General features: G+C 68.4%; 12 protein-coding genes. 4 read left to right on the forward strand and 8 right to left on the reverse strand.

Going from position 1 to position 11,783, the window contains the following annotated elements; genetic code table 11:
• Positions 1–35: 35 nt before the first annotated feature.
• On the forward strand, positions 36–386 hold the full coding sequence (locus BLV02_RS20345; RefSeq protein ID WP_069109879.1) for a metallopeptidase family protein: 351 nt from the start codon (positions 36–38) through the stop codon (positions 384–386).
• A 712-nt stretch (positions 387–1,098) separates the two neighbouring features.
• On the opposite strand, the gene BLV02_RS20350 is transcribed toward BLV02_RS20345, so the two are convergent.
• Positions 1,099–1,722 carry a hypothetical protein gene (locus tag BLV02_RS20350; protein ID WP_141711421.1) on the reverse strand — a complete coding sequence of 208 codons (624 nt, stop codon included), beginning with the start codon at positions 1,720–1,722 and terminating at the stop codon, positions 1,099–1,101.
• Between the two features lie 84 nt (positions 1,723–1,806).
• Here BLV02_RS20350 and BLV02_RS20355 point away from each other — a divergent pair, with 84 nt between their 5' ends.
• Together BLV02_RS20355 and BLV02_RS20360 are read left to right on the forward strand one after the other, a co-directional pair.
• Entirely contained in the window at positions 1,807–2,811 is a 1,005-nt protein-coding gene (locus tag BLV02_RS20355; protein WP_083288332.1) for an ImmA/IrrE family metallo-endopeptidase, read from the forward strand.
• Positions 2,804–3,481 (forward strand): hypothetical protein, encoded by a 678-nt coding sequence (locus BLV02_RS20360; protein WP_069109881.1) that lies wholly within the window; start codon positions 2,804–2,806, stop codon positions 3,479–3,481. Before BLV02_RS20355 ends, BLV02_RS20360 begins: the two co-directional genes overlap by 8 nt.
• On the opposite strand, the gene BLV02_RS20365 is transcribed toward BLV02_RS20360, so the two are convergent.
• The 4 genes from BLV02_RS20365 to BLV02_RS20380 all read right to left on the reverse strand — a co-directional run bounded on the left by BLV02_RS20365 (position 3,470) and on the right by BLV02_RS20380 (position 6,584).
• Positions 3,470–4,018, reverse strand: a complete 549-nt coding sequence (locus tag BLV02_RS20365) for a hypothetical protein (RefSeq protein ID WP_069109882.1) — start codon at positions 4,016–4,018, stop codon at positions 3,470–3,472. The two genes, BLV02_RS20360 and BLV02_RS20365, sit on opposite strands and share 12 nt — an antisense overlap.
• 1 nt (position 4,019) lies before the next feature.
• Positions 4,020–4,853 carry a bis-aminopropyl spermidine synthase family protein gene (locus BLV02_RS20370; RefSeq protein WP_069109883.1) on the reverse strand — a complete coding sequence of 278 codons (834 nt, stop codon included), beginning with the start codon at positions 4,851–4,853 and terminating at the stop codon, positions 4,020–4,022.
• A gap of 294 nt (positions 4,854–5,147) precedes the next feature.
• On the reverse strand, positions 5,148–6,056 hold the full coding sequence (locus BLV02_RS20375; RefSeq protein ID WP_069109884.1) for an LLM class flavin-dependent oxidoreductase: 909 nt from the start codon (positions 6,054–6,056) through the stop codon (positions 5,148–5,150).
• Between the two features lie 45 nt (positions 6,057–6,101).
• On the reverse strand, positions 6,102–6,584 hold the full coding sequence (locus BLV02_RS20380) for an HAD domain-containing protein (protein ID WP_069109885.1): 483 nt from the start codon (positions 6,582–6,584) through the stop codon (positions 6,102–6,104).
• 117 nt (positions 6,585–6,701) lie between these two features.
• Here BLV02_RS20380 and BLV02_RS20385 point away from each other — a divergent pair, with 117 nt between their 5' ends.
• Positions 6,702–7,142, forward strand: a complete 441-nt coding sequence (locus BLV02_RS20385; protein ID WP_069109886.1) for a VOC family protein — start codon at positions 6,702–6,704, stop codon at positions 7,140–7,142.
• On the opposite strand, the gene BLV02_RS20390 is transcribed toward BLV02_RS20385, so the two are convergent.
• Genes BLV02_RS20390 through BLV02_RS20400 form a run of 3 tightly spaced genes read right to left on the reverse strand, consistent with a single transcriptional unit; the run spans position 7,135 to position 11,782 of the window.
• Positions 7,135–8,631: a CoA-acylating methylmalonate-semialdehyde dehydrogenase gene (locus tag BLV02_RS20390; RefSeq protein WP_069109887.1), complete on the reverse strand. Its 1,497-nt coding sequence runs from the start codon at positions 8,629–8,631 to the stop codon at positions 7,135–7,137. The two genes, BLV02_RS20385 and BLV02_RS20390, sit on opposite strands and share 8 nt — an antisense overlap.
• 2 nt (positions 8,632–8,633) lie before the next feature.
• Positions 8,634–10,004, reverse strand: coding sequence for a transaminase (locus BLV02_RS20395; protein WP_069109888.1), 1,371 nt, complete (start codon positions 10,002–10,004; stop codon positions 8,634–8,636).
• Positions 10,001–11,782, reverse strand: coding sequence for a hydantoinase B/oxoprolinase family protein (locus tag BLV02_RS20400; RefSeq protein WP_069109889.1), 1,782 nt, complete (start codon positions 11,780–11,782; stop codon positions 10,001–10,003). Before BLV02_RS20400 ends, BLV02_RS20395 begins: the two co-directional genes overlap by 4 nt.
• Position 11,783: the final 1 nt, after the last annotated feature.

Raw genomic sequence — 11,783 nt, forward strand, 5'->3', positions numbered from 1 at the left:
CGGCGCGCACCGCTCCGGCAGGCGAGACTGGTGCCGTGCTGGAGCTGACCGAGGCGGAGTTCGAACGGCTGGTGTCCGAGGCGATCGACGAGATCCCGCCGGAGCTGGCCCAGATGATGGACAACGTGGTGATCCTCATCGAGGACGAGGCCCCGGACGACGTCCCCGACGTGCTGGGACTGTACGAGGGCACCCCGCTCACCGAGCGCGGCGAGTGGTACTCCGGCGTGCTGCCCGACACCATCAGGCTGTTCCGGCTGCCCATCCTGCGCATCTGCGACACCCCCGACGATGCCGTCGAAGAGGTGCTGATCACGGTCGTGCACGAGGTGGCGCATCATTTCGGTATCGACGACGAGCGGCTGCACGAGCTCGGCTGGTCGTGACGGAAGAGGGATGGTTCGGGCGCCGGGCCGGGAACGCCTCTCGGCGCAACGGCCGCTCGTAGCGGCTATAAGTGGGACCCGGGGTTACCACGGCCCGCCGCCCAGCGAGAGCCCCGAAAGGCTGTCGCCAGTACCTGAAACTACCCGATGTCTGTGGTTGTTCCCAGCGTTGTCGCGTGGGAAGGATCACCTTGACGACGAGCGGCTGGGCGGTTCCTCCCGCTTGCGGGGCCTCTTCGTCGACCCGCGCACCCTGTGCTGAGCGTCGCCCTCGCCCGCGCGTTTCCTCACCACGCCGTGCTCGGCGCTTGACGGGCACACGCCGGAAGCCCAGCCGGGTCGAGCGCGAGTGGCGCAGGGTCATGGAACCCGCCCACCCGGCGAGCACCTCCGAGACAGCAGCGACCTCCCGTCTCGCCGGATCACACGGCTGGTATGGCGTAATTCGGTCCACCACGCTGCGTGTCATTCCGCCCAGATTGACGCAGGGCTCCGTCCGAACGGGACACCGTGAGCGCCGGGTGATTGCCCGCCCCAGTCGCGCGGGAGTTGACAGTGCTCACGCTGGGCATCGCACTATCCGCAATCGACGCTCGCTCATCGCAGGACGAGGTTTGTCGGGCGGGTCGCCTCGCGCCGCAATCTCGTGCCTTGGACTGCGGTTGACCAGCCGTATCGGGCGGGGCAGGCTGCCGTCAGCCCTGGCTCGCGTTCACGATGAGTCCATGAGCGAGTACTCGGTCAGTCGGACGAGGTACGGCGCGACCAAATCGGCCATGAACGAGACCGTGTAGGTCGATGGTGTCAGGCCAGGCGCGAACGCGGTCCGACGTACGACCGACGTGACCTGCGAAGCGCCGACCTTGGAGCCTGACCGCAGGTTCAGGACGTGGGTGGATGCGAAGGATTGGCTTGGATGGACGTTGACGCTGAGCGGCTCCTGGCTGCGACAAACCAGAGCATAGTGGTGGCCCCTAGTAGGACTGATCCGGCTCGTGACATACGAGTGCTCCGGGAGTTCGAATGGCTCTCCGTCGAGCGCGATGCCGCGATGCCACACGGCGATCTGCGCGGGCGCAACATCCCGGGCAGCGGGTCGTGATCGCATCGGCGTGAAGACGACCTGGGGATCAGGAGCTTGCGCGAGGAGGGCTTCGACCGACGGACCGATGGCGTTGCCGATTCCCCATAGGAACGTGCCGCCGCTTGCCAGACGCTCGGCTTCCTTGCGAGCAAGGATCGTGGCGCTGTCTTCACCGGCCTCGGTGCCGTACTTCGTCCAGCAGAAAAGATCCGGCAACTCTGTCGTAGTGTCCGTCTCGACATCGTGGAGCATGACCCAAACAATAGGGACGTAGCCGGTGCCGGAGGGGCACCAGAGCCGGGCGTGTCCGGTCGTCGTGGGCATCGAGGAGGAGTCGTGGCGCTTTCTCCAGGAGCTCTACGCGTCGAACTGCGTCGCGCCGGTATAGCTAACGCCGCTGTCGACGCCGTTTGGCCGCAGTGGTGGAGCTCAGAGGCGGAATCGTCCCTGTCGGCCACGGCGGAGCTGACGTTCACCATCGCCCGTCGCCTGGGGCTCTCGCCGCAGGACCTGCTGGAGGGCGAAGCTCGCTTCGTTTGGCGCGATGAGGCCAAGTTCAAGCTCCTTGCCGCGACGGTATCCGCTGAGGAGCAAGCGCTGTCGTCCTTCGGCTGCGCTGTCGCTCGGGCAGCCGTCGCGGGTGTACCTGCGACTGGCTCGGCGGCGAGTTACAACGCCGGCGAAATTCGCGATGCGATCCTTCGCGAGGCTCCGTTCGTTCACGCCGAGGCGTTGCTCGCGTTCGCCTGGGGCGTCGGAATCCCAGTGCTGCAACTGCGCATCTTTCCGTTGGCTCAGAAACGGATGCACGCGATGACCGCGGCAGTCGGTGGTCGCTCAGCCGTGCTCCTGGCGCGCGACTCGTCCTACCTCGCACCGATGACGTTCACCCTGGCGCACGAGATCGGTCACGTGATGCTCGGCCACCTGACCGGCGCAACCGCGGTTGTGGATGTCGAGGATCCGTTCGTCTCGCCTGAGTCGGACGACGCCGAGGAAGCCGCAGCTGATCGATTCGCGCTGGAGCTGCTAACTGGCGAACCGAGACCTACCGTGTTGACCAATATAGAGAGCTTTTCAGCGACCCAACTCGCAAGCGCAGTTTCGGAACAGGGTCCACGTCTCGGCATAGAGCCCGGGTTCCTTGCCATGTGCGTCGGACATAGCACCAAGCAGTGGGAAAAGGTGTATGGCTCGCTGAAGATCATCGCCCCCGGCTATCAGGACGTGCCGGGGTGGCTGAACTCGATCGCAGAGCGGCAACTGGACTGGTTAGCGATGACGGAGGACAGTCAAGACTACCTCCGTGTAGTGATGGGATTGCCGCGCGACGATGTGTGAACTCCTTCTCGACGTCGACGTCGTCATCAAGTTGGCCGCCTACGACCTGCTTGACGTGATCGCACACCCGGGCTGCGGGTCCGACTGCGGCGGGCGTCGTGGGGTGATCGCCACAACCCGTTTCGTGGCATACAAGCGCTTGAGACGAAAGTCTCCTGATCCTCAAGCGACCCAAGCACGACTCGCGATCTTTCTTGATGACGCCATCGAGCTTGAGCCGACCGAAGATGAGCTCCGGCAGGCCGCCGTCATCGAGGCGCAGGCGGTCACAGCCGGGCTCGAACTCGACTCTGGCGAGAGCCAGCTCTGTGCTATCTCGATTGCGCGCACCATTCCCATCCTGCTTACCGGCGACAAGCGAGCTATAGCAGCAGCCGAGGCGCTCCTCGAGACGGTCGCCGATTTGACAGCCCTGACCGAGCGCATCGCCTGCCTTGAACAGGCGATGACGCTGGCGGTGGAGCGGCTCGGCGCGCTGTCTGTGCGGGCACGGGTGCTCGCCGAGTTGAACATGGACACGGCGATCAACATCTGCTTCCAAGTCACCAATCCGGATGTCGACGCGACCTTTGAGCCGACTGGCCTCTCGAGCTATATCAACAGCGTTCGCGCCAGCGCTCCGACGCTGCTGATCCCGGGCGATAGATTGGAGCTCGCATCAGTTGCGTAGAAACACAGCGTGCGGCGCGACAAGATTTGCTCTTAGCTTGATTTCAACTATCTTAGGCTGGCCCGTAGACTCATCGGTTACCTCCAAGCATGCCTTATCAACCCGGCCCTGAATGTAGTTCGCGCCGGACTTCCCGAGGCTCGGACCTACAGCAACGCGTGTCCGTGACAAGTCTAAAACATCATCAACCTCATCGAGTGAATCAACTAGGAGGGCGTACCGCGACCCGACGCAGTTGATACCTTCAGGGATCTGCCTCCACTTAATGCCGTCTTCCGAGTACTCCTCAGCGCGCACGGGCTCGGCGAAGTGTTTGGAAGTCATCGGCTGCATTGCCAGCACGATCGGCCCGGTGCTCCCCAAGGCGAAGGGCCGAACCATGGAGGCCGGGTGACAAGTGTTGCCGCCGTAACCCCAGAACGCCATGCCCTCGGCCTCGATCTCGGCCCGCTTTCGGCCGATAATGTCGGCCAGTTCCTCGCTGGCGTGGGTGCCAACCTTCATGTACAGGATGTTGTCGCCGGGCTGGATGGCCATCTCACACCTCGTCGTCAATCAGTTCAAACTCGTACTCGTTGGTGTTGGCCCTGCCGTAGTCGACGCGCTGACGCTCGCGGACGAAGCGTACATACGGGCTGGCTGACCTCCCGTAGAAGTTGTCCAACTGATCTCCGCCACGGATCGCCTCGCTGTGTATCGCGCGCTTGTTTTCGGAAAGGGAAGCGATCATCAAGTTGCAGGACTTCAGATTCGGGGCATCGTCGAGGTGGTATGCGTGCAGCCGAGGCATCATGCGGCTTACATAGAATTGCTGCTCGACCGCGAAGCGCTGAATGCGATGCAGGACTTGCTTGGGCCACAGCAGTTCAAGGTCGTCGGCGATCACTATCATGCCCTCGCCACTGTAGTGCATCGCTTCCATGCCACGCCGCGTGAAGACCTTAACGCTCTCGCCCGCGTTACTCGCGCCCCACGGCGGGTTAGTGTAGAAGCGGTCGTAGGGCTCGGCATGCGGAAAGGCATCGAGACAGTTGTAGAGCACAGCATCGAGATTGTCGAGACGCTCTCTGTCAGCGAAGCGCGTCACCGCCTTGACGATGCGCTCGTCGAAGTCGAACACGGTGATGTGCGCCGGCCCCGTGTCGATGATCCCCTTGGCCGACAAGTAGGCCGTGCACACGCTGATAGCGTCGCCGTCTCCAATGAAGGCGAGTCGCTTACCGTCGGCCCAGCGCGAGACGAGTTCACTCTGCATAACCATGTCGCCGGTCTTCATGTAGATCTGGTCGAACTCACGCAAGGGCCGAGGGCGGTTCTGCACCACGTCGGAGACCGCATTGATAGCCGCCTTCAGGTCGATCTCAACCGCCACACGATCACCACCCTCCGGGAGCCCGCCGCCTGGAGACGAGCCATGCCTTGGACGATAGTGCGGACCCCGGACAAATCCACCGATCGATGTGAGCCCCTACATGTGCCGGTCTGGCCACGTCCTGAGTCATTCCGCCGCGTCTGCCGCATCTCCAATGCGCACAAGCCATGTCGCTGTGACCCGCTCGGGGAGATCTCTCCTCTGCCATGTGCGGGCCCGGTGCGCATGCCGCGCCGTGCCGTGGGCTGGGGACGTATGTAGTCCCGATCGATGGATCGGGACACCTCCCACCGGTCAGCTCAGGTGCGGGATGACCGACGTCCCGAAGCGGCGCAGTTGGGTGATCGGGTCGGCGACCGGCCAGATGAAGACCGTGTCGACGCCGGCGTCGGCGTAGCGAGCCAGCTTTGCGGCGCACGCCTCGGCGGGCCCGATGAGCACTTGGTCGGCGAGGGCGACCGGGTCCCGTCCGAGCATGCGAGCCAGCGCGTCGAGTCTCGTCCGCGACTCGGCCTCGGAATCGGTCAGGTAGGTCCACATGGTCGCGAGGGCGATCGGGAAGGGGCGCGCGCCTCGCCCGGCGGATTCCAAGGCGCGGTGCAGGACGTCGCGGCCGGCGGAGATCTGGTCGGGTGTCGTGTTGTACGCCGACGCAAGCCAGCCATCGCCGAGGCGGGCCACCCGGCGAAGCCCGGCCGCAGAGCCCCAACTGCCGATCCAGATCGGGATCGGCCGCGCCGGCCGGGGTTCCAGGGCGGGCGTGCCGTAAGAACCGTCCGATGCCGGTGCCGGATCGTCGGTGAGCGAGGCACGGAGCACCCGCACCGCTTCATCGAACCGCGGCCACCGCTGTTCGAACGGTACCCCGGCCGCGTCGTAATCGGCGGCCGAGGATCCCGCACCGACACCGAGCACGAAACGACCACCGGACAGCGCGTCCAACGCCGCGGCCGCCTTCGCCAGCGCCACCGGCCCCCGGACCACCGGCAGGGCCACGGTCGTCGCCAAGGTCAGGTCGGCACTGCGATCCACGACGGTGGACAGCGCAACGATCCCATCCAGCCATGGTCTCTGGAACACCAGATGGTCATTGGCGCTGATCGCGCTGAACCCCGTGTCGCGCGCAGCATCCACGTAGCCGGCCAACGAGGGGATCCCCGAACCGTCGAAGTCGATCAGCGGCAGATGCGCACCGAACCTCACAATCGGACCCTAACGGCCCGCCCAGCCACGATCCGTGCTTGGCGCCTACGGCCGCGCGCCTCGGAGCCAGGTTTCGATGAACGCGATGTCCGCCGCGGTCAGCCCGACAGCAGGGTCGACCTTGTGGAGGAGCGCCGGCCCGGGGTGCTCGAACTCGATCCACCAGCGGTCAGCAGGTTCGATGACATCGTCGACCCAGATGAAGGGGCGGCCGGAGGCGATGCGGACCAGGGCCTTCGTCTTCCACTGCAGGGTGTCGGGCCCGTCATCGCCGTCGTCGGCGAGGTCGGCCACCGGCAGGCGCGGCAGGCCGAGGAGGGGACCGATGACCTCGTTCGCCTCGTCCATCCAGGCCGTCGCCCACACCAGATCGCACCCCAGGCCCATGAGCTGCGGACCGAGCGTCCGGTCGATTCGCGCCAGGTACGGGTTCGACGCATCGGGAGCCGGGGGTAGGCCGGAGCCGCCGAACGGCAGGATCGTCCCGTCGACATCGAGGAAGAGGAGCGGGCGCGACGCGGAGGTCATTCCCGCACGGTAGCGGCGAGCCGGGCGGTACATGTCAGCCGACCGAGAAACGGAATGTCGAGAATCTGGAGGTGGCTCCGTCCCTGGGTCACAACCACCGAACAGGAGATGGCAGCCATGACACACATACGGCGTTTCGACCACATCGGCATCACCGTCGCGGACCCGAAGACGGCGACGGAGTTCTTCGTGGGGCTGGGGCTCGAGGTCGAGGGCACCGGATCCGTGGAGGGCGAGTTCGTGGAGGCCGTGTGCGGCATCCCGGACGCCCGCTGCGAGATCACGATGCTGCGCGTGCCCGCCGGCGGACCACGGCTGGAGCTGTCGAGCTTCGTCACGCCCGACCACGTGCCGGGATCACCGGCGGCGATGGCGAACGAGCTGGGGCTGCGCAACGTGTCGTTCGAGGTGGGAGACCTCCAGGCGGCCGTCGACGCGGTGGCGGCGGACGGGTATGGGCTCGTGGCCGGGATCGGCGAGTACGCGGGCAGCGTCCGGATGGCGTACGTCCGGGGACCCGAGGGGATCGTCGTGTCGCTGTTCGAGCAGCTCAGCTGACCGTCGGGAAGGCGAGCGGCGCGGGCGTCGCCTCCCGGACCCGGGGCCAGCGCGTGGTCACCACCTTCGCGCGCGTGTAGAACGCCACCCCCTCGGTGCCGTGGACGTGATGGTCGCCGAAGAGGGACTGCTTCCAGCCGCCGAAGGAGTGGAACGCCATCGGGACGGGGACCGGGACGTTCACGCCGATCATGCCGACCTCGACGCGGCGCTGGAACTCGCGCGCCACGTGGCCGGACGAGGTGAAGACGGCGGTGCCGTTGCCGTACGGGTTGGCGTTGATCACGTCGATGGCCGCGTCGAGCGTCGGGACCCGCAGGACGGCGAGGACGGGGCCGAAGATCTCGTCCCGGTAGACGTCCATCGACGGCGTAACGTGGTCGAGCAGGGTCGGGCCGATGAAGAAGCCGTCCTCGTGACCGGCGACGACGAGGTCGCGGCCGTCGACGACCACGGTGGCCCCGGACTTGCCGCCCTGCGCGACGGCGCCGGCGATGCGGGAGCGGGCGGCGGCCGTCACGACCGGGCCCATCTCGACGCCGTCCGCGCCACCGGGGCCGACGGCGATGTGCAGGGTCCGCTCGCGGATCCGCTCGACGAGGTCGTCGGCAGCCGAGCCGACGGCCACCACGGCCGAGATCGCCATGCACCGCTGGCCGGCCGACCCGTACCCGGCCGCGACGATGTGGTCGGCGGCGAAGTCGAGGTCGGCGTCAGGGAGAACAACGGCGTGGTTCTTCGCGCCGCCGAGCGCCTGCACCCGCTTCCCGGCCGCACCGGCGCGTCCGTGGACGTACCGGGCGATCGGCGTCGAGCCCACGAACGACACCGCGTCGACACCGGGGTGGTCCAGCAGCGCGTCGACCGCCACCTTGTCGCCGTGCACCACGTTGAACACGCCGTCGGGCAGCCCGGCCCGCTGGTACAGCCGCGCGACCAGGTCGGAGGCGCCGGGCACCCGCTCGGACGGCTTCAGCACGAACGCGTTGCCGCACGCGATCGCGAGCGGATGCATCCACAGCGGCACCATCACCGGGAAGTTGAACGGCGTGATGCCGGCGACGACGCCGAGCGGCTGGCGGAAGGAATAGGAGTCGACGCCGCGGGAGACCTGGTCGCTGAACGCGCCCTTGAGCAGTTGCGGGATCCCGCAGGCGAACTCCACCACCTCGCGGCCGCGCACCACCTCCCCGCGCGCGTCGTCGAGGGTCTTGCCGTGCTCGGAGGAGATGACGGCGGCCAGCTCGTCCTCGTGCCGGACCAGCAGCTCCCGGAACGCGAACATGATCCGGGACCGCGCCGTCACCGACGTCTGCGCCCAGGAGTCCGCCGCCCGCCGAGCAGCCGACACCGCCGCGTCGACGTCCACGGCGGTCCCCAGCCGCACCCGCCGCCGCACCACGCCGACGGCAGGATCGAACACCTCCCCGAACCGGTCACCGGTGCCGGGGACGGCAACACCGTCGATCCAGTGGTCGTACGTCGTCATGCTCACGCTCCGACCAGCGAACGGACCGCGCCGGCCAGCACCCGCAGGTGCAGGTCGACATCGTCCTCGGTGGTCGCCGGGCACATCAGCGCCATGTTGTGGAACGGCGTCAGCATGATGCCCCGGTTGAGCAGGTAGAGGTGCAGGTAGTCCTCGAGCTCCGCGTCGGTCGACGCGTACGACTCGGTGCCGTTGCGTGGCCCCGGCGACATGAACCGGTACTCCGAGCGGGCGCCCAGCTGGGTCACGACCCACGGCAGCGCGAACTCGTCGATCAGCCCCTGCACCCCCGCGGTGTAGCGCGCGGACAGCGCGATCATCCGCCCGTACGCCTCTTCGGTCAGCGACGATTCCAGCGTCGCCCGCGCCGCCGCGAGCGACAGCGCGTTGCCGGCCAGCGTCCCGCCGACGCCGCCGGTGTCGACGAGGTCGAGGTCGTCGCGGGCCAGCAGGTTCTCCGCGAACGCGGCGGACAGCCCGAACGCGCCGATCGGAACGCCGCCGGCGATGGCCTTGCCGATGGTGAGGATGTCGGGTTCCAGCTGCCATGCCCGTGTGCAGCCGCCCGGCCCGGCCGAGACGGTGTGCGTCTCGTCGTTGATCAGCAGCGTGCCGGTCGCCCGGGTCAGCTCCCGGACGGCGGCGAGGTACCCCGGGTCCGGCAGCACGATGCCCATGTTGGTCATCGCCGGCTCCATCAGGACGGCCGCGACGTCGCCGGCGGCCAGCTCGCGCTCCAACGCGGGCACGTCGTTGAACTCGACCACCCGGCTGGTGCGCGTGACGTCGAACGGGGCGCCGACGTTGCCCGGCCGCGGCTGCGGCCCGTCGGCGCCGGTGACGATGAACGACTCGTCGACGCTGCCGTGGTAGCTGAAACTCATGACGAGCACGCGCGGCCGCCCGGTGACGGCGCGGGCCAGCCGCAGCGCCCAGCGGTTCGCGTCGGTAGCGGTGAGCGCGAAGCTCCACTGCGTCAGGCCGAACCGGCGGGTCAGCTCGTCGGCGACGGCGGCGGCGTCCTCGGTCGGCAGCATCGTGGTGGCGCCGCCCTGCTCGCCGAACCGGGCGGCCACCGCCGCGACGGTCGCCGGCGGTGAGTGGCCGGCCATGGCGCCGGTGTCGCCCAGGCAGAAGTCCACCAGCTCATGGCCGTCGACGTCCCACAGGCGGGCGCCGCGGGCGCGGTCGAGGTAGAGCGGGAACCCGGCCGCCGTCTTGGCCATCCAGGTCATCGGCACCCCGGTCAGCAGGTGCCGGCCGCGGCCGTGCGCCTGCCGCGACCGCGGGTTGCGCTCGGCGAAGCTCGCGCGCTCCTCGGTCAGCAGCCGGTCCAGCCGGACGCGGTCGACGGTGTGCAGGGTGCTGGTCATGACGGTGCTCCGATCGTGTCGCCGGCCCGCAGCCGGGCGGTGCGTTCCGTGTCGACGTCGCCGGCGTCGTCGACCTCGACGCGGTAGACGGTGAGCGCGCGGTCCCGGCTGACCCAGCCCTCGCGGACGTCGCGGGCGACACGGTGCGGATCGCGCGAGACCGGGTCGCCGTAGCCGCCCCCGCCGCTGGTCCGGGCCACCAGCCGCTCGCCCTCCTGGATGGTCACCGGCCCGCAGATGTCCAGCGCCGTGAGCACGCCGTCGCCGTCCCGCTTGAACTGGGCCGACGGCGCGCCGGGCTGCCCGCCGGCGGCGCCCATCATCGGGTTGATCGAGCCGTCGTTGGCGTAGACGGCCTCCAGGTGGGTGCCGACCGGCCCGTACTCGACGTGCAGTGACGGCGCGCCGCGGAACCGCCCGGCGCCCTCGGTGTCGGGGTCGATGTGCCGGCGGTGGATGACGATCGGCTGCTTCAGCTCGTCGATCTCGACGCTGTCCAGCAGCAGCGTCCCGCCGCTGCCGAGGTCGCTCATGGTCAGCCAGCCGTCGGCCGCCGGCGCGCCGGCGCCGCCGTTGGGGCCGGTGAAGATCTGGTTGACGAACGGCCCGTGCTGGTCGCGCCGGTCGATCCCGGACACGACCGCCTCCGACGGCGACATCCCACTGCCCACCTCGGCCATGCCGAGCCCGTCGCCGATCTCGGCCATGGCCCGCTGGACGGCGTTGCCGACCCGGTTGGAGAGGTTCGTCGTCGCGACGGAGCAGCTGGCCGGGTGCCGCGGGATCCCGACGACGCAGTTCTCCCGCAGCAGCACCCGGACCCGCCGGAAGCTGCCCTGGTTGTGCGGCACGGTGTGGTCGATGCTGTTGAAGATGCCGATCAGCGCGGCCGTCCGCGACGTCGCCTCGCTGAGGTTGAGCCCGGACGGCACGCAGTCGGGGTTGTCGCGCAGGTCGACCTCGATCATGCCCTCGTCCGGGCGCACCTGCACCGACACCGACAGCGGGATGCCGTCCGGCACGCCCGGGAACGGGTCGTGGACGGTCGTCGTGGTCGCGGATCCGGCCGGCAGCTGCCGGATCGCGGCCTCCATGCGCAGCTCGCCGTAGTCCAGCCAGCCGGCGGCGAACTCGTCCAGCGTGTCCCAGCCGACCTCGTCGGCCAGCCGCAGCAGCGCGCGCTCGCCGATCCGGGCGCTGCCGAGGATGGCCAGGTAGTCGCCGCGCCACTGGTCCGGGACGCGGATGCGCATCTCGCACATGCGCAGGATGTCCTCGCAGTCCGCGTAGTCGCGCTGGGCCCGGACCACCGGGAAGATCAGCGCGCCCTCCTCGTACACGTCGCGGGCGCTGGCGAGGTAGGTGGTGGGCACCGAGTTGCCGCAGTCGGCCTGGTGCGCCTTGGCCAGCACGGTGAAGCGGTGCCGGCCGTCGTGGTCGACGACGGGGATCAGCACGGAGTGGTCGGCGGCGTGGGTGTTGCCGTGGTACGGCGAGTTGTGGAGAAACGCGTCGCCGGCGCGCACCTGTGGATAGAACTCGAGCATCGACCTGGCCTGCAGGTCCGGGCCGCCCATCACGTGGATCGGCGGGCTCTGCCCGGTCATCAGCACGCTGCCGTCGGCGGCGAGGATGCAGCACGAGAAGTCGCGTGCGGTGTTGAGCACGCCGGAGCGGCCGGAGCGGGCCAGCGTGTTGGACATCCGGCGCACGATGGCCTCGAAGCGGTGACTCAGCACCGCCAGCCGGGCTCCGTCGCGGATCGCGGTCATGGTCATG

Source organism: Jiangella alba, from assembly GCF_900106035.1.
GTDB classification, from domain to species: Bacteria; Actinomycetota; Actinomycetes; order Jiangellales; family Jiangellaceae; genus Jiangella; species Jiangella alba.